The organism is Kitasatospora sp. NPDC058048 (assembly GCF_042885555.1).
In the GTDB taxonomy this organism is placed as follows: Bacteria; Actinomycetota; Actinomycetes; order Streptomycetales; family Streptomycetaceae; genus Kitasatospora; species Kitasatospora lactacystinica.
Window position 1 is genome coordinate 104,080 of record NZ_JBHVRT010000030.1, and the last position, 23,275, is coordinate 127,354.

Consider the following 23,275-nt stretch of genomic DNA (forward strand, 5'->3'; position numbering starts at 1 on the left):
GCCGTGCGGTGGTGCGCCGGTGCCGGGGCGCCCGCCGGCGCCCCGGGGGCCGGGGGTGCGCCCTGACGCACGCGGGGTGCTCAGGGCGCCGGGCGGTCAGGGTGCGACGGGGTGGGTCGGGGCGAGCGGTGCGACGGCGGCGAAACCCTCGATCACCGCGTCGTTGGCGTCCTTCTCGCCGATGGCGACCCGGATGCCCCGGCCGGGGTAGTACCGGACGGCGACGCCCAGGCGCTCCAGCTCCGCGCGCAGCGGGAGCTGGTCGCCGGGGGCGTCGACCCACAGGAAGTTGGTGACGCTGGGCGCCACCGTCCAGCCGAGCCGCAGCAGTTCGGCCTCGGTGCGCTCCCGCTCCGCGGCGATCTCGGCGATCCGGCGCGCCATCTCGTCCTCGGCGGCGACGGCCGCGAGCAGGCCCGCCTCCTGGAGCCGGTTCACCGCGTACGGCACCTGGTGGTCCCGCACCCGCCGGGCCACCGACTCCTCCGCCAGCGCGTAGCCGATCCGCAGCGCGGCGATGCCGTGGGACTTGGACAGGGTGCGCAGCACCACCAGGTTCGGCCACTCGGCGATCCGGGCCGGCACGTCCGGGGCCTGCCAGTCCCGGGCGAAGTCGACGTAGGCCTCGTCGAGCAGGATCAGCGCGGTGGACGGCACCCGGCGGAAGAACTCCGTCAGCTCGGCCCAGGAGTAGACCGTGCCGGTCGGGTTGTGCGGGTTGCACAGCACGACGATCCGGGTGCGCTCGTCCATCCGCTCGGCCATCGCCGCCAGGTCGTGCCGGGCGTCGGGGCCGAGCGGGACCGGCCGGGCCTCGGCCCGGGCGATCTCGCAGAACAGCGGGTACGCGTCGAAGCAGGGATCCGAGTGCACCACGTTGTCGCCGGGCTCGACCACCGTGTGGAAGAGGTCCAGCGCCACGCCCGCCGAGCCGTGGCCGACCACGACCTGGCCGGCCGGGACGCCCTGCCAGTCGGCGACGATCCCGGCGATCCGCTCCGGCCGGAAGTCCGGGTAGCGGTGCAGGTCGGCGCTGGCCTCGGCCAGCGCGGCCAGCACCGACGGCAGCGGCGGGTACGGGTGCTCGTTCTGTGCCAGCAGGTGTCTGGCGGTCGACGGGGCGGCCATCAGTCGGCCTGGAGGACGTAGAGCCAGGAGTGCGGGGTGGCCAGCGCCTCGACGCGGTCGATCCGCAGGCCGGCGTCGGTGAAGAGGGTCTCGTAGGTGGCCTTGGTGTGCAGCGGGACGCCCATCATCGCGTGCGCCAGCTCGAAGCCGACCGAGAAGACCGGCTGGGCGCCGTCGGAGGTGCCCGGGTCGCGCAGCATGGTGTCGCCGAGGACGAAGGTGCGGGCCTTCGGGAAGGCCTCCCGCATCCGGGTGAAGATCGAGGAGCGGGTGGCCGGGTCGGCCAGCAGGTCGTGCAGCAGGAAGAAGCTGATCACGGTGTCGACCTCGGCCACCTCGGCGGCCTCGGCGTCGTTGTCGATCTGGGTGCCGAGCAGGCCCAGGACGTCCGCGCGGACGGCGGTGACCCGGTCCTGCATGCCGGCCTCGATGATGTCGCGGCGGGCGATGTCGGTGGCCGGGCGGCTGATGTCGATGCCCAGGCCCCGGGTGCCCTCGCGCTGCGAGACCACGCGGCGCACCCGGGCGGAGGTGCCGGAGCCCAGGTCGGCGATGGTGCGGAAGTCGATGCCGCTGAGCACGTCGGTCAGCTGCGCGGCGAACAGCGACTGGTCGCACTGGGCGGAGCCGAGGGCGACCATCGCCTCGTCGCGGAAGACGTCCTGGTCGTAGCGGTGGGTGCCGGCGCTCAGGTGGCCGGCGCGGCCGAACACGTCGTGGTAGCCGCCGACGGCCCAGGTGAAGTAGCCGCGCGCGGCGGCGATCTCCAGGCCCGCCTCGGTGGGCAGGTAGGCGTCGCCGTCGGCCTTGAGGTAGCCGTAGTCGGCGGCGGCGCGCAGCACGGCCTCGGTGCGGGCGGTGTCGCCGGCCCGGGCGGTGGCCTCGGCGGCCGAGAGCGGCTCGCCGCGCCCGATCGTCTCCAGCAGGCCGATCCGGTCCAGCGCGAAGATCACGTTGGCGGCGATGAAGCCGTTGTAGGCGTCGGTCGAGGTGATCGGCGACGGGGTGATGCCACGCCAGGTGTCGGGGATGGCCGCAGTGGTCATGGTGGTGTCCGTTTCTCGGTGGGCGGGCCGGGTGCGGCCCGCGTGGTTGCGCAGGTCGGTCGCCTGCGGTCGGTAGGGGTGTCGAGTCGGTGGTGCGGGCGGGTCAGGGAGTCAGGTGGGCGGCGAGCACCGGGCCGATGACGGCGAGCGCCTCGGAGCCCGTCATCGCGCCGTGGGTGCTCGGCACCTCGTGGACGTCGAGCCGACCGCCCAGGTGCGGGCGCCAGCTCTCCGGGTCGGGGGCGTCGGCCGGCCGGTCCTTGGCGGCGGTGAAGAACACCGCGTCGCCGTCGTAGCCGGGCAGCGGGAGTTCGTGGGACAGCTCGGCGTTGGACTGGAAGACCGAGACCACCCGGGCCACCCCGGCGCCGCTGAGGCCGGCGAGCGGGCCCTCGCCGCCCCGGACGAGCGCGGCGTAGCCGTCCTCGTCCGCGGGCCAGGCGGTGATCTCCCCGGCCGGGTGGCCGAGCGAGTCGAGGATCACCGCGAGCTGCGCCGGGTCGTCCCGCCACTGCTCGGGCCCCGGCTCGCCGGTGCCCGGGTAGGCGTCCAGCAGGGCCAGCAGCCGGACCTCCTCGCCCTGTTCGCGCAGCAGCGCGGCGATCGCGTGGGCGACGGCCCCGCCGAAGGACCAGCCGAGCAGGGCGTACGGGCCCTCGGGGCGCACGGAGCGGATCTGCGCCAGGTAGGTGCGGGCCAGCTCCTCGACCGAGGCCGGGTGCGCGGTCGGGTCGGCCAGGCCGGGGGCCTGGAGTCCGTAGATCGGCTGCTCGGCGTCGAGGTGGCGCAGCAGGCCGGTGTAGACCCAGCTGATGCCGGCGGCCGGGTGGACGCAGAACAGCGGCGGGCGCGAGCCGCGGGTGCGGATCGGCAGCAGGACGGGGAAGCTCTCGGCGGCCGGGCCCTGGGCGAGCCGCTCGGCCAGCCTGGCGACGGTCGGCGCCTCGAACAGCGTGCGGACGCCGATCTCGTCGCCCTCGCCGACCAGTTCGCGCAGGCCCGCGACCAGCCGGCTGGCCAGCAGCGAGTGCCCGCCCAGCTCGAAGAAGTTGTCGTCCACGCCGACCTTCTCCAGTCCGAGCAGATCGGCGAACAGGCCGCAGAGCAGTTCCTCCCGGGGCGTCGCGGGCGCCCGCCCGGAGCCGAGCCAGGCGGTGTCGGGGGCCGGCAGGGCCTTGCGGTCGACCTTGCCGTTGGCGGTCAGCGGCAGGGCGTCCAGGGCGACGATCGCCGAGGGCACCATGTAGTCCGGCAGGGTCGCGCCGACGTGGGCCCGCAGGGCGGCCTGGTCGACCGTCTGCCCGGGGCGGGCGACGGCGTAGCCGACCAGCCGGCGGTCGCCCGGGCGGTCCTCCCGGACCAGCACGAACGCCTGGGCGAGGGAGGGGTGCCGGGCGAGCACGGCCTCGATCTCGCCGGGCTCGATCCGGAAGCCGCGGATCTTGACCTGGTGGTCGGTGCGGCCCAGGTACTCCAGGGTGCCGTCGGCCTGGCGGCGGACCAGGTCGCCCGAGCGGTACATCCGGCTGCCGGGGGTGCCGTACGGGTCGGCGACGAAGCGCTCGGCGCTCTGGCCCGGCCGGTTGAGGTAGCCGCGGGCCAGGCCGGCGCCCGCGATGTACAGCTCGCCCTCGACCCCGGCCGGGACGGGCTGGAGCGCCGCGTCCAGGACGTAGAGCCGGGTGTCCGGCACGGGCCGGCCCATCGGCGGGGCGGTCCGGCCGCTGAGCGGGCTGCTCATGCTGGCGCAGACGGTCGACTCGGTCGGGCCGTAGGCGTTGACCATCCGCAGCCGGGCCGACCAGTGCTCGACCAGGTCGGGCGGGCAGGCCTCGCCGGCGACCACCAGGGTGCCGCCCTGCGGCAGCGCGTCCGGGGCCAGCACGGCGAGCGCGGTCGGCGGCAGGGTCAGGTGGGTGACGCCCTGTTCGGCGATCAGGTCGGTCAGCGAGGGGCCGGGCAGCAGTTGGTCGGCGTCGCCGAGGACGGCCCGGGCGCCGGTGAGCAGGGCCATGCCCAGCTCCCAGACGGCCGCGTCGAAGGACGGCGAGGCGAACAGCAGCACCCGGCTGTCGGGGGTGACGGCCAGGCCCCGGCGCTGGCCCTCCACCATGGCGGCGAGGCCGGTGTGGGTGACCACCACGCCCTTGGGGCGGCCGGTGGAGCCCGAGGTGTAGATGACGTACGCGGCCGAGTGCGGGGTGATCGCGGTACCGGTGAGGTCGTGCGCCGGGTGGCCGGAGGCGTCCAGGTCCTCGATCAGCAGCCGCGGGACGGTGCTGTCGGCGAGCAGGCCGTCGGCCAGCGCCTTGCTGGTGAGGACCAGCGTGGGCCGGGCGTCGTCCAGCATGTAGGCGATCCGGTCGGCCGGGTAGCGCGGGTCCAGCGGCTGGAAGACCGCGCCGGCCTTGAGCACGGCGAGCTGGGCGACGATCAGCTCGATCGAGCGTTCCAGGGCGATCGCGACGAACCGCTCGGGGCCCGCGCCGTGCTCGATCAGCAGCCGGGCGAAGCGGTTGGCGCGCTCGTTGAGTTCGCCGTACGTGACCTGCTCGGTGCCGAAGGAGAGCGCGACGGCGTCCGGGCGGGCGGCGGCCTGCGCCTCGAAGAGCGCCGGGAAGGTGCCGGGCGGGAGGTCCTCCCGGGTGTCGTTCCAGCCGGTGAGCAGCTGCTCGCGCTCCTCGGGCGCCAGCACGTCGACCCGGCCCACGGACCGGTCCGGGTCGGCCAGCACCGCGCGCAGGACGCGCTCGAAGCGGGCGGCCGTCGCCTCGGCGGTGGACCGGTCGAACAGGTCGACGGCGTACTCCACCGTCAGGCCCAGCCCGGCGGGCGCGCCGTCCGCGTCGAAGCTCTCGCTGAACGCGAAGGTCAGGTCGAACTTGGCGAGGTCGGAGTCCAGTTGCTCGACCCGGCCGGGCAGGCCGCCGAGGCTGATCCCCCCGGCCTCGCCGCCGGAGGTCAGCATCACCTGGCACAGCGGGTGGCGGGCGGTCGAGCGCACCGGGTTGAGCAGCTCGACCAGCCGCTCGAAGGGCACGTCCTGGTGCTCGAAGGCGTCCAGGGTGGCGACCCGGACGCGCTCCACCAGCTCCCGGAAGCTCGGGTCGCCGGAGGTGTCGGTGCGCAGCACCAGGGTGTTGACGAAGAACCCGACCAGGTCCTCCAGCGCCTCGTCGGTGCGCCCGGCCACCACGGTGCCGATCGGCAGGTCGGTGCCCGCGCCGATCCGGCTCAGGGTGGTGGCCAGCGCGGCCTGCATCACCATGAACACGCTGGCCCGGCTCCGCTGCGCCAACGCGGCCAGCGAGGCGTGCAGTGCGGCGTCCGTCCGGAGTTCCACCGCGGCGCCCCGGCGGCTGGGGGCGGCGGGGCGGTGGCGGTCGAAGGGGAGCGTCAGCTCCTCCGGGAGGTCGGCCAATGTGCGCTGCCAGTGGGCGAGTTGCTCGCTCAGCAGGGCGCTGGGCCGCTCGTCGGTGCCGAGCAGCTCGTGCTGCCACAGGGTGTAGTCGGCGTACTGGACCGCGAGCGGCCGCCAGTCGGGGGCGGCGCCGGCGAGGCGGGCCCCGTACGCCTCGGCGAGGTCGCGCAGCAGCGGGACCACGGACCAGCCGTCGGTGGCGATGTGGTGCATCAGCACCAGCAGGACGTGCTCCTCGCCGGGCAGCGAGAGCAGGGTGGCGCGCACCGGCAGGTCGCGGGCGAGGTCGAAGACCTGCGAGCCGGCCTCGGCCAGCGCCCGCGCGAGCTCCTCCTCGCCGTCCACCGGCACGGTGTGCAGGGGGAGCTCGGGGGCCTCCAGGAGCAGCTGGTGCGGCTGCCCGTCGGTGGTCGGGTAGACGGTGCGCAGCACCTCGTGGCGGTCGAGCACGTCCGCCAGGGCCGTGCGGAGCGCGTCGGCGTCGACCGGGCCGGTCAGCCGGACCGCGCACGGGGTGTTGTAGAGCGCGCTCGGGCCCTCGAACTGGTCGATGAACCAGAGGCGTCGCTGCGCCGGGGAGAGCGGGACGCGCTCGGGCCGCTCGACCGGCCGCAGGGCCGGGCGGGCGGCGCCCGGGGCGGGCAGGACGGCGGCCAGCGCGGCCACGCTGGGGGCGTCGAACAGGGCCCGGACGGGCAGTTCGGCGCCGAGCGCGGTACGGACCCGGCTGACCAGCTTGGTGGCGAGCAGCGAGTGGCCGCCCAGGTCGAAGAAGCTGTCGTCGATCCCGATCCGGTCCAGCCCGAGGACGTCGGTGAACAGTTCGCACAGCGCCCGCTCGGTGTCGGTGCGCGGGGCGCGGCCCTCGCCGGCCCCGGTCCAGTCGGGGGCGGGCAGGGCGCGGCGGTCGACCTTGCCGTTGGCGGTCACCGGGAGGGCGTCGAGGACGACCACGGCGGCCGGGAGCATGTAGCTGGGCAGGCTGTCGGCGACGGCGGCGCGCAGCTCGGCGGGATCGCCCTCGCCGGTGGCGTACACCACCAGGCGCTTGTCGCCCGGCTGGTCCTCGCGGACCACGGCGAAGGCCTGGCCGACGGCTGGGAGGGCGGTGAACGCGCCCTCCACCTCGCCGAGTTCGATCCGGAAGCCGCGGATCTTGACCTGGTCGTCGGCCCGGCCGAGGAACTCCAGCACGCCGTCGGCGGTCCAGCGGACCAGGTCGCCGGTGCGGTACATCCGGCTGCCGGGCTCGCCGAACGGGCAGGCCGTGAAGCGCTCGGAGGTCAGGCCGGGGCGCCCGACGTAGCCGCGGGCCAGGCCGGCCCCGGCGAGGTACAGCTCGCCCGCCACGCCGGCCGGCACCGGCCGCAGCGCGGTGTCCAGCACGTACGGCCGGGTGTTGTTCAGCGGGCGGCCGATCGGGACCACGGCGGGGACGGGCCCGCCCGGGCTCATGGTGAAGGTGGTCTTGATGGCGGTGGTCTCGGTGGGCGCGTACACCGCGACCACGTCGGTGTCCGGGCAGACCCGGTGGAGCCGGCGCACGGACTCCGGCGGGACGACGTCGCCGCCGGTCCACACCTGCCGGACGTTGCGGAAGGCGGCCGGGTTCTCGTCGGCCATCAGCCGCAGCAGGCCGGACGGGGCCTGGACCAGGGTCACCTCGTGGGTGGTGATGGTCTCGGCGAGGCGGCGGATGTCCAGCTCGCCGGGGTCGGCGAGGACGATCGCCCCGCCGGTGACCAGCGGCGCCCAGATCTCGGTGGTGGAGGCGTCGAAGGCGGTGGGCGAGTGCAGCAGTACGCGCTCGTGGTGCCCGGCCCGGAAGTGCGGGTTGCCCAGCAGGTCCACCACGTTGCGGTGGGTGACGGCGACGCCCTTGGGCACCCCGGTCGAGCCCGAGGTGTACATCACGTAGACCAGCTGGCCGGGCAGGACCGGCACGTCCGGGTTGCCCGCCGCGGGGGCCTCGGCGAGCAGCGCCGCGGTGACCTCGACGGTGGCGAAGCCCTCGGTGGCGAGCACCGGGTGGCCCTGGTGGGCGGGGTCGACGAGCAGCAGGCCGGTACGGGTGTCGGCGAGGATGTGCTGGAGGCGGTCCAGCGGGTAGCGGTCGTCCAGCGGGACGTAGGTGCCGCCGGCCTTGGCGATGGCGAGGACGGCGGTGAGCAGTCCGGCGGAGCGCTCCATCAGGACCGCGACGGGCTGTTCGGTGGTCAGGCCGCGCTCCAGCAGCAGGGCGGCGAGCCGGTTGGCGCGGTCGTTCAGCTCGGCGTAGTCGAGCCGTTCGGTGCCGCAGACCAGGGCGAGGGCGTCGGGGGTGGCGGCGGCCCGGGCCTCGAACAGCCGGGGCAGGCTCCGCTCGTCGACCGGTACGGCCGGCCCGTTCCAGCCGGTGAGCAGTTGCTCGCGCTCGGCCGGGTCGAGGATCTCGATGCCGCCGATCGGCGCGTCCGGGGCGGCCGCGGCGGCGCGCAGCACGCGCACCAGCCGTTCGGCGAGGGCGACGGCGGTGGCGTGGTCGAAGAGGTCGGCGGCGTAGTCGACGGCGGCGCGCACGCCCAGGCAGGTGCCGTCGGGGGCGAGCCGCTCGACGAAGTTGAAGTTGAGGTCGAACTGGGCCTGCGCCTCGCCGACCTCGACCGGGGTGCCCGTCGCGGCGCCGAAGGCGAGGTCGCCGGCCCGCTCCGCGTTCAGGGTGACGACGGTCTGGAAGAGCGGGTGGCGGGCGGGGGTGCGGGTGGGGTTGAGGTGTTCGACCAGGCGCTCGAAGGGGATGTCCTGGTGGTCGTAGGCGTCGAGGTTGGCGCGCCGGACCCGGTCGAGCAGCTCGTGGAAGCTCGGGTCGCCGCTGGTGTCGGTGCGCAGCAGCAGGGTGTTGACGAAGAAGCCGACCAGGTCGTCGAGGGCCTCGTCGGTGCGGCCGGCGACGGGGGTGCCGAGCGGCAGGTCGGTGCCGGCGCCGAGGCGGGTGTAGAGGGTGGCGACCGCGGCCTGCAGTGCCATGAACAGGCTGGCGTGCCGGCCCGAGGCCAACTCGGTGAGCGCGCCGTGCAGTTCGGCGTCGAGCTCGAAGTCGGCGGCGCCGCCGCGGCGGCTCGGCCGGCCCGGGCGCGGACGGTCGTACGGGAGTGCCAGCTCCTCCGGCAGGCCGGACAACTCCTGCTGCCAGTGGGCGAGTTGCAGGGAGACGACGCTCTCCGGGTCGTCCTCCTCGCCGAGCAGCTCGCGCTGCCAGAGGGTGTAGTCGGCGTACTGCACCGGCAGCGGCTCCCACTGCGGCCCGGTGCCGGCCAGCCGGGCCCGGTACGCCTCGGCGAGGTCGCGGAAGAGCGGGCCGACCGACCAGCCGTCGCTGGCGATGTGGTGCGTCAGCAGCAGCAGGACGTGCTCGTCCGGCGCGGGCAGGGCGTACAGCCAGGCCCGGACGGGCAGGTCGGCCGCGAGGTCGAAGACCTGCCCGGCGGCCTCGTGCATCAGCGCGTGCAGCTCGGCCTCGTCGGCGACCGGCACTCGGTGCAGCGGCGGGCGCCCCTCGGCGAGGATGTGCTGGTGGGGCTGGCCGTCGGTGGTGGGGAAGACGGTGCGCAGCACCTCGTGCCGGTCCACCACGTCGCCGAGCGCCCCTTCGAGGGCGGCGGCGTCGAGCCCGCCGGTCAGCCGGAGGGCGAACGGAGTGTTGTAGAGGGCGCTCGGTCCCTCGAACTGTTCGATGAACCAGAGCCGCTGCTGGGCGAACGACAACGGGATCAAGGTCTGCCTCCGACTGGCGACGTACGGCGGTTGTGGCTGGTGGGGCTGCTCCGTCCGGTAGGGCGGAGCGGTCGTGCGGCGGGGGCGGGCCGCGCCACCGGTGGGACCGGTGGGCGGACCCGCGTCCCGCCGCCGGTCAGGCCTGGGTTCCGGGGCGGCGCATCGGCCGCAGGGCCGGGCGGGCCTTCTTCGGTGCCGGCGCCGCTTCGCCGCCGGGCAGGACGGCGGCGAGGGCGGCCACCGTGGGTGCGTCGAACAGCGTGCGGATCGGCAGCTCCGCGCCGAGGGTGGCGCGGATGCGGCTGACCAGCCGGGTGGCGAGCAGGGAGTGGCCGCCGAGGTCGAAGAACCGGTCGTCGATGCTGACCGCCGGCACGCCCAGCACCTCGGCGAACAGGGCGCAGAGCTCCCGCTCGCGCTCGGTGCGCGGGGCGCGGCCCTCGGCCGCCCCGGCGTACTCGGGCGCGGGCAGGGCCCGGCGGTCGACCTTGCCGTTGGCCGTCACCGGCAGGCTGTCCAGGACGACCACGGCGGCCGGGAGCATGTAGCCGGCGAGGCGGTCCGCGACGAAGGCGCGCAGTTCGCCGTCGGTGGCCTTGCCGGTGGCGTACACCACCAGGCGCTTGTCGCCCGGCTGGTCCTCGCGGACCACCGCGAGCGCCTGGCCGACGCCCTCGTGGGCGGTGAACGCGGCCTCCACCTCGCCGAGTTCGATCCGGAAGCCGCGGATCTTGACCTGGTCGTCGGCCCGGCCGAGGAACTCCAGGACGCCCTCTGCGGTCCACCGGGCGAGGTCGCCCGTGCGGTACATCCGGCTGCCCGGCCCGTCGAAGGGACAGGCGACGAAACGCTCGGCGCTGAGCGCCGGACGGCCGACGTAGCCGCGGGCCAGGCCGGCCCCGGCGATGTACAGCTCGCCCGCCACGCCGGCCGGAACCGGCTGCAGACCGGCGTCCAGCACGTACAGCCGGGTGTTGGCCAGCGGACGCCCGATCGGCACCGTGCTCGGCACCGCGGCGGCGTCGGGCATCGGGTACTGGGTGGCGCACAGGGTGGTCTCGGTCGGTCCGTACAGGGCCCGCACCGCGATGCCCGGGACTGCCTCCAGCACCCGGCGCACGGCCGGGGCGGAGACCACGTCCCCGCCGGTCAGCACCTCGCGCACGCCGGCGAAGATGTCCGGGTCCTCCTCCGCGATGACCCGGAAGAGACCGGCGGTGACGTGCACGTGGGTGAGCGCGTGGACCCGGACCAGCTCCCGGATGGCGGCCGCGTCCAGGTCGCCCTGCGGCGCGACGACCACCTGGCCGCCGGAGAGCAGCGGCACCCAGATCTCGTAGGTCGAGGCGTCGAAGGCGTGCGGCGCGTGGAACAGCACCCGCAGGCCCTCGTCGTGCCGCCAGCACGGGTCGGTGGCGAGCTGCACCACGTCCCGGTGGCTGATCGCGATGCCCTTGGGCTCCCCGGTGGAGCCCGAGGTGAACATCACGTACGCGAGCTGCTCCGGGTGGGGCGCGGCCCGGTGGGCGCGCCGCTCGCGCGGACCGTCGAACCAGCCCGCGGTGAGCGGCAGGACGGGGCAGGGGGCGTCGGCGGCCAGCGGGTGGTCGCGGTGGGCCGGGTCGACCAGGACGAGGGCCGCGGCCGTCTCGGCGGTGATCCCGCGCAGCCGCTCGGCCGGGTGGCGGTCGTCCAGCGGGACGTAGGTGCCGCCCGCCTTGGCCACCGCGAGGATCGCCGTCAGCAGGTCGGCGGAGCGGTCCATCAGCAGGACCACCGGCGTCTCGGCGCCGACCCCGGCGTCGGCCAGGTGGGCCGCCAGGTGCTCGGCCCGGGAGTCCAGCTCGGCGTAGCTGAGGGTGCCGTCCTGCGAGACCACGGCCGGCGCGTCGGGGGTGGCGGCGGCCCGGGCCTCGAACAGTTCCGGCAGGGTCGCGTCCGGGACGGGCGCGGCGGTGTCGTTCCAGCCGGTGAGCAGCTGCTCGCGCTCGGCCGGGTCGAGGATCTCGATGCCGCCGATCGGCGCGTCCGGGGCGGCCACGGCGGCGCGCAGGACGCGCAGCAGCCGCTCGCCGAGGGCGGCCACGGTGGCGTGGTCGAAGAGGTCGACGGCGTACTCGACCGCCACCGTCAGGCCCGCCTGCGGGCCCTGCTCGGTGAAGCGGAAGGACAGGTCGAACTTGGCCACGTCCAGCTCGAAGGGGTGCTCCGCGCAGCCCAGGTCGCCGAAGGCGTCCGGCACCGGGACCCGGCCCTCCAGTGCCACCAGGGTCTGGAAGAGCGGGTGGCGGGCGGGGGTGCGGGTGGGGTTGAGCTGTTCGACCAGCCGCTCGAAGGGGATGTCCTGGTGGTCGTAGGCGTCCAGGTCGGTGCGGCGGACCCGGTCCAGCAGTTCCCGGAAGCTCGGGTCGCCGGAGGTGTCGGTGCGCAGCAGCAGGGTGTTGACGAAGAACCCGACCAGGTCGTCGAGCGCCTCGTCGGTGCGCCCGGCCACCACGGTGCCGATCGGCAGGTCGGTGCCCGCGCCGAGACGGGTGTAGAGGACGGCGACCACGGCCTGCAGCGCCATGAACAGGCTGGCGTGCTGGGACGCCGCCAACTCGCCGAGCGCGCCGTGCAGTTCGGCGTCGACGGCGACCTCCACCAGGCCTCCGCGGTGCCCCGGCACGGCCGGGCGCGGACGGTCGTAGGGGAGCGCCAGCTCCTCCGGGGCGTCGGCCAGGGCCCGCTGCCAGTAGGCGAGTTGCTCGGTCAGCAGGGCGCTGGGCCGCTCGTCGGTGCCGAGCAGTTCGCGCTGCCAGAGGGTGTAGTCGGCGTACTGCACCGGCAGCGGCTCCCACTGCGGCTCGGTGCCGGCCAGCCGGGCCTCGTACGCCTCGGCGAGGTCGCGGAAGAGCGGGCCGACCGACCAGCCGTCACTGGCGATGTGGTGCATCAGCACCAGCAGGACGTGCTCGTAGTGCGGCAGTGACAGCAGGGTGGCGCGCACCGGCAGGTCGCGGGCGAGGTCGAAGACCTCCTCGCCGGCCGCGGACAGCGCGGCCCGCAGCTCCGCCTCGTCGGCCACCGTGACGTGCCGCAGGGCGAGTTCGGCGGCCTCGGTGACGAGCTGGTGCGGGTGGCCGTCGACGGTCGGGAGGACGGTGCGCATGACCTCGTGCCGCCGCACCACGTCCCGGACCGCCCGCTCCAGGGCGGGCAGGTCGACGGCGCCGGTGAGCCGGACCGCGACGGGGGTGTTGTAGAGCGCGCTCGGGCCCTCGAACTGCTCGATGAACCACAGGCGTTGCTGGGCCGAGGAGAGCGGCACGCGCTCGGGGCGCTCGGCCGGCCGCAGGGCCGGACGGGCCGTCGCGGAGTCGGGCAGCGCGGCGGCCAGCAGGGCCACCGTCGGGTTGTCGAAGAGCGTGCGGATCGGCAGTTCGGCGCCGAGGCCGGCGCGGATGCGGCTGACCAGCTTGGTGGCGAGCAGCGAGTGGCCGCCGCGGTCGAAGAAGTTGTCGTCGATGCTGATCCGGGCCAGCCCGAGGACCTCGGCGAACAGCCCGCACAGGGCCTGCTCGGTGGCGTTGCGCGGCTCGCGCCCGCCGTCGGCGCCGTTGTAGTCGGGCGCGGGCAGGGCCTTGCGGTCCACCTTGCCGTTGGGGTTCACCGGCAGCTCGTCGAGGACGACGATCGCGGCGGGCAGCATGTAGCCGGGCAGCCGCTCGGTGACGAAGTCGCGCAGCTCGTCGGCCCGCACCTCGCCGGTGACGTAGGCGACCAGGCGCTTGTCGCCCGGCTGGTCCTGGCGGACCGCCACGCAGACCTGGCCGACGGCCGGGTGGGCGGTGAACGCGGCCTCCACCTCGCCGAGTTCGATCCGGAAGCCGCGCAGCTTGACCTGGTCGTCCGCTCGACCGACGAACTCCAGTTCGCCGGCGGGGGTCCAGCGCACCACGTCGCCGGTGCGGTACATCCGGCTGCCGGGCTCGCCGAACGGGCAGGCCGTGAAGCGCTCGGAGGTCAGGCCGGGGCGCCCGACGTAGCCGCGGGCCATACCGGTGCCGCCGATGTACAGCTCGCCGGGCACGCCGACCGGCACCGGGCGCAGCCCGGCGTCCAGCACGTACAGCCGGTTGTTGGGCAGCGGCCGGCCGATCGGCACGACGGCGGGCACCTCGGCGGCCGAGGTCATCGGGAAGTGCGTCGCGAAGGTGGTCGTCTCGGTCGGCCCGTAGACGTTGACCAGCCGCAGCCCGGGGCAGGTGTCCAGGACCCGCCGCATGGCGACCGGCGAGGCGATGTCCCCGCCCGTCCACACCTCGTGCAGCCCGGTGAAGGTCTCCGGGGCCTCGGCGGCCAGCACGTTGAACAGGCCGACGCTGATCCAGGCGGAGGTGGTCCGCTCGTGGCCGATCACCGCCGCCAGCTCGGCGATGCCGAGCCGGCCGGCCGGGGCGATCACCAGCTGGCCGCCGGAGAGCAGCGGGGTCCAGATCTCGTAGGTGGAGGCGTCGAAGGCGGAGGGGGCGTGCACCGGCAGCCGCTCGTGGCCGCCACCGGTGAACTGCCCGCCGAGCGCGAGGTCCACCACCGCGCGGTGGGTGATGGCGATGCCCTTGGGCACGCCGGTCGAGCCGGAGGTGTGCATCACGTACACCAACTGGTCGGCGTGCTGCGGCAGTCCGAGGTTCTCGGGGTGCTCCCCGGCGTGCGGGTCGAGCACCGTCAGCCCGGCCAGCGCGGGGTGCTCGCGGTGCGCGGCGTCGGCCAGCACCAGCCCGGCCCCGGCGTCCGCGAGGACGGTCCGCAGCCGGTCCGTCGGCTGGGCGTCGTCCAGCGGTACGTAGAGGCCGCCGGCCTTGAGCACCGCCAGGATCGCCACCACCTGGGCGGCCGAGCGGTCGATCATCAGCGCGACCGGCGTCTCCCGGACGACCCCGGCCTCGACCAGCCGCAGCGCCAGGCCGTTGGCCCGGGCGTTGAGCTGGGCGTAGGTCAGCTCGGCGTCCTCGGCGGTGAGCGCGATCGCGTCCGGGGTCGCGGCGACCCGCGCCTCGAACAGCTCGGGCAGCGAGCCCTCCGGCAGCGGGGTGCTGGTGCCGCTCCACTCGGTGATCAGCTCGGCGCGCTCGGCCGCGGTCAACGCCTCGACGGTGCCGACGAGTTCGGCCGGGTCGGCGACGATCCGGTCGAGCAGGGCGAGGAAGCGGTCCAGCAGGGCGCGGGCCTCGTCGGAGGTGAAGGCGTCCGGCTGGTGGTCCAGCCGCAGCTGCAGGCCGTCGCCGGGGGTGAGGGCGAGCGCCAGCGGGTAGTGGGCACTGTCGACGTCCTCGACCAGGTGGACGCGGGTGGCGCCGCTCGGGTCGGCGTCGTCCAGGGCGGACGGGTCCGGGTAGTTGCCGTACACCGTGACGGTGTCGAACAGGCTTCCCATGCCCGCGAGTTGCTGGATCTCGGTGAGGCTGAGGTGCTGGTGGTCCAGCAGGGCGGACTGCTCGTGCTGGAGACGCAGCAGCAGCTGGCCCCAGCTCTCCGCCTGGTCCAGGCGCACCCGCACCGGCACGGTGTTGATGAGCAGGCCCATCATCCGCTCCACGCCCGGCAGGTCGTGCGGCCGGCCGGAGACGGTGGTGCCGAACAGCACGTCCTCGCGCCCGGTGAGCCGGGCCAGCAGCACGCCCCAGGCCGCCTGGACCAGGGTGTTGAGGGTGACGCCGTAACGGCGGGCGGTGCGGGCGAGGGCCTCGGTGGTCTCCGGGGTGAGCCCGGTGTGCAGGCGCAGCGGCAGCTGCGGGGTGGCGGCGGAGCGGCCGGGGGCGAGCAGGGTGGGCTCGTCGGCGCCGGCCAGGGCCTGCGCCCAGGCGGCGCGGGCGGCCGCGCCGTCGCGCCGGGTGATCCAGCGCAGGTACTCGCGGTACGGGGCGGCCGGGGCGAGCGGCTGCTCGAAGTACAGGGCCCACAGCTCCTCGGCGAACAGCGGGGTGGACCAGCCGTCCAGCAGGATGTGGTGGGCGGAGGCGATCAGCTGATGGCGCCCGGGCGCGAGCCGGATCAGGGTGTAGCGCAGCAGCGGGGGGCGGTCGAGGTCGAAGCGGCGACCGTACTCGGCGGCGGCGATCCGGGCGGCCTCCGCCGCCGGGTCGGCGTGGGCGCTCAGGTCGACGACGGTGAAGGGCAGCTCGACGCCGTCCGGGACGACCTGCACGGGCGGGCCGTCGTGCCGCTGGTGGAACGCGGCCTTGAGGTTCGGCTGGCGGGTCAGCAGCGCCTCGGCGGCGGTGCGCAGGCGGTCGGCGTCCACCGGGCCGGTGAGCTCGAAGGTCACGACCGAGGTGTAGACGTCCGCGCCGTCGGCGTCGTACGCCGAGTGGAAGGCCATGCCCTGCTGGAGCGGCGAGGTGGGCCAGACGTCGACCAGGCGGGCGGGGGCGTGGTGGGCGGCGAGCTCGTCGACCTCGCTCTGGGTGACGGCGACCAGCGGGAAGTCGGAGGGGGTGTGCCCGCCCGCGTCCGGCCGGTCGGCGTGCTCGGCGAGCGCGCCCAGCGCGGCGAACCAGGCCTCGGCGAAGGCGCGCACCCGCTCCTCGGAGAGCAGCCCGGTGGCGTAGGACCACTGGGCGACCAGCAGCGGGCCCTGCGGGGTGTCCACGGTGGTGGCGTCCAGGCCGAGCACCCGGCCGAGCGCGAGGCCGGTCGCGGCGCCCTCGGACATCGCCTCGGTGCCGGCGAGCACGTCCTCGGCGGTGACGCCCTCGGGCGCGAAGCGGCCCAGGTAGTTGAACTCGATCTGCGGGTCGGCGCAGCCGGCCAGGACGGCGGCGGTGTCCGGGTTGAGGTGGCGCAGCAGGCCGAAGCCGATGCCGTTGTCCGGCACGGCGCGCAGCTGCTCCTTCACCCGGCCGAGGGCCCGGCCGAGCCCGGGGCCGGCCGCGGTGACCTCGGACCAGTCCAGCGCCCCGGGGGCGAGCCGGACGGGGTAGACGGAGGTGAACCAGCCGGCGGTGCGGTGCAGGTCGACGCCGTCGACGATCTCCTCGCGGCCGTGGCCCTCCACGGTGACCAGCACGGCGCCGTCGGGCCCGGTGGTCTCCCGGCCGCGCCAGTGGCCGAGGGCCAGCGCCAGCCCGGTCAGCAGCACGTCGTTGACCTGGGCGTGGTAGGCGGCGGTGACCTTGGTGAGCAGCGCCCGGGTGGTCTCGGCGGGCAGCACGAGCCGCAGCAGGCCCTCGGTGGCGTAGGTGTCCGTGGCCGGGTCCAGCGGGCGGTCGCCGAGCAGCGGGTCCGGGGTGGCCAACGCGGCCTGCCAGAGCGGGAGTTCGGCGGCCCGGCGGTCGGTGTTCGCCTCGGCGGTGAGCCGCTGGGCCCAGCGGCGGAAGGAGGTGGGCACCGGCGCGAGCTCGACGGCGCGGCCCTCGCGGAGCGCGGCGAGCGCGCCGAGCAGGTCCTCCTCGACGATGCGCCAGGTGACGCCGTCCACCACCAGGTGGTGGATCACCAGCAGCAGCTGCGAGGGCGCCTGCGGACCGGCGTCGAAGCGCACGGCCTGGACCATCCGCCCGTCCTCGGGGGACAGGCGCTCGCGGGCGGCCCCGGTCTCGGCGCGCAGCGCCTCGGTGGTGGCCGGGCCCTCGACCCGGCGCAGCACGGCGTCGGCGGGGACGGCGCCGGCCTCGGGCACGTGCAGCGTCCAGGGGCGCTCGGCGAGCGGGGAGGTGCGGGCGCGGAACAGGTCGTGGTGGTCGAGCAGGGCCTGGACGGCGGCGGTCAGGTGCTCCTGCGGGGTGCCGGTGGGCAGGGTGAGCACGGTGGACTGGTAGAAGCTCTCGACCGCGCCGTGCTGGGCGGCCAGCCAGTGCACGATGGGCGTCGGCGGCACCTCGCCGAGGCCGGCGCCGGCGGGCTCGACGACGACCGGGCCCTCCAGCGGACGGGCGATCCGCGCCAGCGCCTCGACGGTCGGGGCGAGGAACACCTCGCGCGGGGTGAGCTGGAGGCCCGCGTGCCGGGCCCGGGAGACCAGCTGGATGGCCACGATGGAGTCGCCGCCGAGCTCGAAGAAGGAGTCGGTGACGCCCACCCGGGGCAGTCCCAGCACCTCGCCGAACAGCCGGACCAGGGTGTGCTCCAGCTCCCCGGCGGGGGCGCGGCCCTCCTCCTCGCCGGCGCCGAACACCGGCGCGGGCAGGGCGCGCTTGTCGACCTTGCCGTTGGGCGTGAGCGGCAGCCGGTCGAGCACCACGACGGTGGGCACCATGTGGTCGGGCAGCCGCTCGGCGCAGTACGCGCGCAGCTCGGCCGGGTCGGCGGCGCCGACGGTGTAGCCGACCAGGCGGCGCTCGCCCGGGCGGTCCTCGCGGACCAGCACCACGGCCTGGCGGACCTCGGGGTGGGCGGAGAGGGTCTGCTCGATCTCGCCGAGCTCCACCCGGAAGCCGCGGATCTTCACCTGGTCGTCGGCCCGGCCGAGGAAGTCCAGCTGGCCGTCCGGGCGGTAGCTGCCGAGGTCGCCGGTGCGGTACATCCGCTCGCCGGGCCCGCCGTACGGGTCGGCCACGAAGCGCTCGGCGGTCAGGCCGGGGCGGTTCAGGTAGCCGCGGGCCAGGTGCGGGCCGGCGAGGTACAGCTCGCCCACGGTGCCCGGCTCGACCCGGCGCAGCTGCTCGTCCAGCACGTGGATGCGCACGTCCTGGCAGGGCCGGCCGATCGGGGGCAGCTCGTCGCCGGTCAGCGGCTCGCTCATGCTGACGATGACGGTGGCCTCGGTCGGTCCGTAGCTGTTGAGCATCAGCCGGCCGCGGCCGCAGCGGGCGGCCAGCTCGCGGGAGACCGCCTCGCCGCCGCCGATCAGGGTGCGCAGCGAGGGCATCGGGAGGTCGGGCAGGGTGGAGATCATCGCGGTGGCGATGTCGGCGTGGGTGACGCCGTACTGGTCGATCAGGGCGGCCAGCGGCTCGCCGACCAGCTGGCTCTGCTCGCGCGGCAGCACCAGGGCGGCGCCGGTGGTGAGCGCCACGGACAGGTCGGAGACCGAGACGTCGAAGCTGAGCGAGGAGGCCTGGAGCACCCGGCTGCCGGGGCCGACCCCGGTGGCGGCGACCTGGGTGCCGATCATGCTGGGCAGCCCGGTGTGGGTGACGGCCACGCCCTTGGGCACGCCGGTGGAGCCGGAGGTGTAGATGACGTACGCGGTGTTCAGGGCGCTCACCGGCCGGACCCGCTCGGCGGCGGTGAACGGCGTGCCGGGCCGGGCGTCGAGGTCGGCCCGGTGCTCGGCCGAGTCGAGCAGCAGCCGGGGGGCGTCGGTCGCGGGCAGCTGCCCGGCGGCCCCGGCGGTGGTGAGCACCAGGGCGGCGCGGGAGTCGGTCAGCATGTGGCGCAGCCGCTCGGCCGGGTAGGCCGGGTCGGCGGGCAGCCAGGCGGCGCCGGTCTTGGCGACGGCGAGGATCGCGGCGACCGCCTCGGGGGACTTCGGCAGGGCCAGCGCGACGACGTCCTCGGTGCCCAGGCCGCGGGCGGCCAGCACCCGGGCCAGCCGGTTGGCGCGGGCGTCCAGTTCGGCGTAGGTGAGGGTGATGCCCTCGGCGTACAGGGCGGGGGCGTCCGGGGTGCGGGCGACCTGGGCGTCGACCAGCTCGGTGAGGGTCGGGCGGGCGGGTGCCCCTTCGGCCAGCCTGGCGGCCAGCGCGGTGGGGGTGGGGGCGTCCGCCAGGACGGGCAGCGCCAGGCGGACGCCGAACTCGGCGTGCACCCGGGCCAGCAGCCGCTCGGCGGCGGGCCGGTCGCCGCCCAGGTCGTAGAAGCCCGCCGCGGGGTCGACCGACTCCTGGCCGAGCACCTCCGCGAACAGTCGGCACAGGACCTCGGCCGCTTCCGGCCGCTGCTCGGATCTGTGCGTCTGCTGGACCCCGGACATGTGACTCTCTCCCTTGTGCGGCTGGCCCCCGCGGTGGCGGGAGCGGCGAGCTGGGTTGACCCCGGGGCGGTCGGCCCGGGGGTCGGCGGAGCGATGTTGCGGTCGTCTCGCGGTGCTGGGGTGTGCTTGGTGCGACGGCCGTGCGGCGCGGCGGTGCGGAGGGTGGGAGTGTGCCGGGGCCGTTTCGGTGCACGCGCGTAGACGTCGGACACGGGACAGCGCCGGCGGCGTGAGGGTGCGCCGCGCGGCGGTGGGGTGCTGCGGTGGTGGGGCGGAGCGGTGTCGGCGGGTTCCGGCGGGGCGGTGGGCCGACGGCCGGGGGGAGCGGCCGGACGGGCGGCGGCTCGGGCGCGGTACCGCGCCGGGTGAGCGGGCGGTGTGCTCTGTGCTCTGCGCTCGTCGCCGGGGCGGTGCGGCCGGGGAGCGGCTGCTCGGCGCGGGATCCCCGTGCGGAGGCCGTGTGGTCGTTCAGCCGTCCGACGGTCGGTGCGCGGAGGCCGCGATCAGTTCTCGGACAGGTGCGCGATCAGGCTCTTCGGCCGCAGATCCTGCCAGTTCTGCTCGACGTAGTCGAGGCAGTCCTGCCGTCCGGCGGCACCGAACGCCTGCTGCCAGCCGGCGGGCACCGGGCTGAAGGCCGGCCACAGCGAGTGCTGGCCCTCGTCGTTCACCAGGACGAGGTAGCTGGCCTCGGCATCCTCGAACGGGTTCGCCATCGTCGGTTCCTCTCTGTTCGGAGCTGTCTGGAGCTGTTCGGAACTGTGCGGAACGGTGCGGAGCTGTGCGCGGTGGTGCGGGAGCGTGAGGAGCGGGGCGGTCGAACGGAGCCGCGGCTCACGCACCCCAGCCGGAGTCCTCGCTGGGGCCGGCGACGGCGGCGATGGAGACGGCGGGCAGGTGCGGCTGGGCGTGGAGCTGGAGGCCCACCACGGCGGCCAGCAGAAGGGCGAGTGTCCCGAGCATCTTGTGGACGCGGACGGCAAGGCTTGGCATCGCGAATTCCTCTTCCTGAGGAGGGCGGTCTGCCCTCTTCGCTCTGAACCGCATCCTGCCGAAGGCCCAAACGTGCGTGGAAGCTCTGACTGTGATCGTGAACACGCAATGCGGGAACCGGAAGCCCGGGCAGATCGTGTCAAAAACAGACAGACATGATCCAAATCACACCCGGCACTGTCAGATCAGTGGTGGGAACTCCGATGGCGCGGGGGACATCGCAGCGCGGAGGCGGGCACCCCGGCGCGCCGCAGCGAGCCCCGGCGCAGTTCCTCCCGGACGGCCGGCCAGTCCTCGACCCACGGCCGGCCCGTCCCGGCCGGCGACTCCAGGGCGAGCGTCGCCAGGTACGCGCGCTTGAGCGCGGCCCGTTCGTCCTGCACCCGGCCCGCGGACTGCTCGATCCGGCGCAGCCGGGCGTGCAACCGCTCCAGCGCGCCCCCGCCCGTCAGCAGCCGCCGCGCCTCGGGCCCGAAACGGAACCCGGGCGCCAGCAGCGGCCAGGCCGCCCGCCACGCCCGGAACACCTCGCGATGGCTCGGCCCCCACTCCCGCTCGGCCAGCGACAGCCGCTCCAGCGCGGCCGCCTCGGTCGGCGCCGTACAGGTCTCGCGCAGCGCCCGGGAGAGCGCACTCCAGTCCTCGCCGGGCGCGTGCCGCAGCGCCCCGTGCAGCAGGTGGGCCACCGAACCGTGCACCACGGTGCGGGGCCACTGCTCGGCCGCCGCCTCGGCCAGCACCGCGCCGGTGCCGCCGACCAGCACCCAGACCTCCCGCACCCCGCGCCCGGCCAGCCCGGCCAGCACCTGGGGCCACTGCTCCCCGTCCGCGGCCGGCCACAGGCCCAGCACCTCGCGCCGGCCCTCGACCGAGATCCCGAGCGCCAGGTGCACCAGCGGACCGCCCGAGCGGCCGCTGCGCACCGAGTCCACGAAGACCACCGGGTAGACCGGGTCGAGCCGCCGCCCGCGCCGTTCGGCGAGCTCGTCGAGCACCTGGTCGGTGATGGCCGAGACGGTCTCCCGGCTGAGCTCCACGCCGTACACCTCGGCCAGGTGCGCCACCAGTTCGCCCGAACTGAGGCCGCGCGCGGTCAGCGAGATCACCAGCCGGTCGAGCCCGGGCAGCCGCCGGGCCCGGGGGAGGACGGACTTGGGGGCGAAACTGCCCTCGCGGTCCCGGGGCACCCGCACCTCGACCGGACCGATCTCGGTGAGCAGCCGTCTGGCCCGGGCGCCGTTGCGGCCGTTGGTGCCCGCGCCGGTGCCGGACCCGCGCAGATGCTCCTGGAGTTCGAGCTCCAGGGCGCCCTCGATCAACTGCTTGGCGAAGGCCTGGAGAATCCCGCCGTCGCCCAGCAGCCGGACGGCGCCGGAACCGACCTGTGCGGCGGCGGCCTCCGCCAACTGTCGCACCAGGCGCTGGTCCACCAGGCCGGCGAGGGCGGCAGGCGGTGTCGCCGGATCGGAATCAGCTCGCAACTGGGGGTGCCTTCCGTCTGTAGGCCGTTCCATTCACCGACCGCCCGCCCCGGACGCCCCGACGGGACGTCAGGTGCGATGGGCCGGCAATCCCCCGGTCACCGCTGCCGGGTTCGGTCGTGCTCGTGCCCGACGGCTCCCCCGCTTGCGTGCACGCCCGACTACCGTCAGCTGATGATTTCCGCGCCCTTTGGGCGTACACTCACGGCTGTCGGAGCCCGGGGGGCGGCTTCCGAACGGCAGTCACTTCTCATCTTGCCGGTTCTGATGCCTGGTGGAAGCCGGTTCGGGCATTCGTGAAACCGCAATGCCGAAGCCGGAAGGATGCCCAGATGTGCCCAACCCAGGACAAGAGCATGGAAAGGGGAACACCCCAGCTCTGCGACCGGGGCATCGAGTTCTACCGCACGGCACTGGTCGAGGGTGAGGCCACCGGCGAGGCCCCCGAGTGCCTGCTCGCGATGGGTCTGCTGCGCCCGCTGCCCGGCTCCGGCCAGCGGCTGGCCCCCGTCCCGCCCGACATCGCCGTCACCGGGTTGACCCGGCCGCTCGAACTCGCCGTACTGGCCCACCAGGAACGGCTCGCCGAACTGCACACCTCCTTCCACGCCGCCGAGCACGCCTACAAGGACGTCATGCGGCGGGCCAAGTTGCCGATCCGGCTGCTGGCGGGCGACGAGATCAGCCCCGCGCTGGAGAAGGCCGTCGCCGGCTGCTCCGAGGAACTGCTCACCGCCCAGCCGGGCGGCGGCCGTGCCACCGAGCAACTGGCCGACGCGCTCCCGCGCGACCTCGCGCTGGCCGGCCGCGGCGTACGCCAGCGCACCCTCTACCAGCACACCGTGCGCTCGCACGGCCCGACGCTGGCCTACATCGAGCAGGTCACCGCCCAGGGCGCCCAAGTGCGCACCCTGAACGAGGTCTTCGACCGGGTGATCATCTGCGACCGCTCCACCGCCTTCATCCCGGCCGGCGCCGACCGCGCCGCCGCGGCGATGCTCATCCAGCTCCCGCCGCTGGTCGAGTACCTGCTCAAGATCTTCGAGCTGATGTGGGAGCGCGCCGAACCCGTCACCTACCAGCAGGGCCACCACCGCCCCCGGCTGCTGACCGCCCGCACCCGGCAGAACGTCCTGCGCCTGATGGTCAACGGCTACACCGACGAGGCCATCGCCTCCCGCCTCGGCATGAGCACCCGGACGGTCTCCAGCCACATCCAGAAGGCCAGCGAACTCCTCGGCAGCCGCAGCCGCGGCCACCTCGGCTACATCATCGCCCGCCAGGGCGTCCTCGACGAGCCGCTCGACGAACTCTGAGGGCACCGAGGAGAACTGACGAGCAAACGACAGAGCGGGCCCGGCGGAATCTCCGCCGGGCCCGCTCGGCGATTGCCGGGGGAGGACCCTTGGCCGGGTGGCCGGAGGACGGTGGCCCGTCCGTCCGGTCGAGGACCTCGGTGCTGCCTCACTTGCTCGTGGTGAGGAGGCCGCGGTTGCGCAGGACGCGGCGTTCGACGGGGGTGAAGACGAGGAGTTCGATGGCGATGCCGACGAAG

The 23,275-nt window shown here is 75.1% G+C and carries 7 protein-coding genes and 1 pseudogene; 1 reads left to right on the forward strand and 7 read right to left on the reverse strand.

The window, feature by feature from the left end; genetic code table 11:
* Positions 1-96 precede the first annotated feature (96 nt).
* The 7 genes and pseudogenes from ACFVVA_RS28240 to ACFVVA_RS28270 form a co-directional block, all read right to left on the reverse strand.
* Positions 97-1,128, reverse strand: coding sequence for a pyridoxal phosphate-dependent aminotransferase (locus ACFVVA_RS28240; RefSeq protein ID WP_387693629.1), 1,032 nt, complete (start codon positions 1,126-1,128; stop codon positions 97-99).
* A complete protein-coding gene (locus tag ACFVVA_RS28245) occupies positions 1,128-2,174 on the reverse strand; it encodes a class I SAM-dependent methyltransferase (protein ID WP_359909568.1) in 1,047 nt (348 codons plus the stop codon). The genes ACFVVA_RS28240 and ACFVVA_RS28245 overlap by 1 nt, the downstream gene beginning before the upstream one ends.
* A gap of 103 nt (positions 2,175-2,277) precedes the next feature.
* A pseudogene (locus ACFVVA_RS28250) lies at positions 2,278-9,348 on the reverse strand (amino acid adenylation domain-containing protein); the annotation flags it as partial.
* A 136-nt stretch (positions 9,349-9,484) separates the two neighbouring features.
* A complete protein-coding gene (locus ACFVVA_RS28255; RefSeq protein ID WP_387693631.1) occupies positions 9,485-19,246 on the reverse strand; it encodes an amino acid adenylation domain-containing protein in 9,762 nt (3,253 codons plus the stop codon).
* Positions 19,247-19,749: 503 nt separating this feature from the next.
* On the reverse strand, positions 19,750-19,962 hold the full coding sequence (locus ACFVVA_RS28260; protein WP_359909576.1) for an MbtH family protein: 213 nt from the start codon (positions 19,960-19,962) through the stop codon (positions 19,750-19,752).
* 118 nt (positions 19,963-20,080) lie between these two features.
* Positions 20,081-20,239: a hypothetical protein gene (locus ACFVVA_RS28265; protein WP_387693632.1), complete on the reverse strand. Its 159-nt coding sequence runs from the start codon at positions 20,237-20,239 to the stop codon at positions 20,081-20,083.
* Positions 20,240-20,424: 185 nt separating this feature from the next.
* Complete coding sequence (locus ACFVVA_RS28270; protein WP_387693633.1) at positions 20,425-21,720, reverse strand: IS256 family transposase; 1,296 nt, start codon at positions 21,718-21,720, stop codon at positions 20,425-20,427.
* Between the two features lie 332 nt (positions 21,721-22,052).
* Between ACFVVA_RS28270 and ACFVVA_RS28275 the strand changes: the two genes are divergently transcribed.
* The gene (locus ACFVVA_RS28275; RefSeq protein WP_359909584.1) at positions 22,053-23,036 is read left to right on the forward strand and encodes a helix-turn-helix transcriptional regulator; all 984 of its coding nucleotides are present in this window, start codon (positions 22,053-22,055) and stop codon (positions 23,034-23,036) included.
* Positions 23,037-23,275 lie beyond the last annotated feature (239 nt).

Coding starts and splice junctions, on each gene's coding strand:
- ACFVVA_RS28275 (WP_359909584.1), top strand. CDS start 22,053: ATGTGCCCAACCCAGGACAAGAGCATGGAAAGGGGAACACCCCAGCTC.
- ACFVVA_RS28260 (WP_359909576.1), bottom strand. CDS start 19,962: ATGGCGAACCCGTTCGAGGATGCCGAGGCCAGCTACCTCGTCCTGGTG.
- ACFVVA_RS28255 (WP_387693631.1), bottom strand. CDS start 19,246: ATGTCCGGGGTCCAGCAGACGCACAGATCCGAGCAGCGGCCGGAAGCG.
- ACFVVA_RS28240 (WP_387693629.1), bottom strand. CDS start 1,128: ATGGCCGCCCCGTCGACCGCCAGACACCTGCTGGCACAGAACGAGCAC.
- ACFVVA_RS28245 (WP_359909568.1), bottom strand. CDS start 2,174: ATGACCACTGCGGCCATCCCCGACACCTGGCGTGGCATCACCCCGTCG.
- ACFVVA_RS28265 (WP_387693632.1), bottom strand. CDS start 20,239: ATGCCAAGCCTTGCCGTCCGCGTCCACAAGATGCTCGGGACACTCGCC.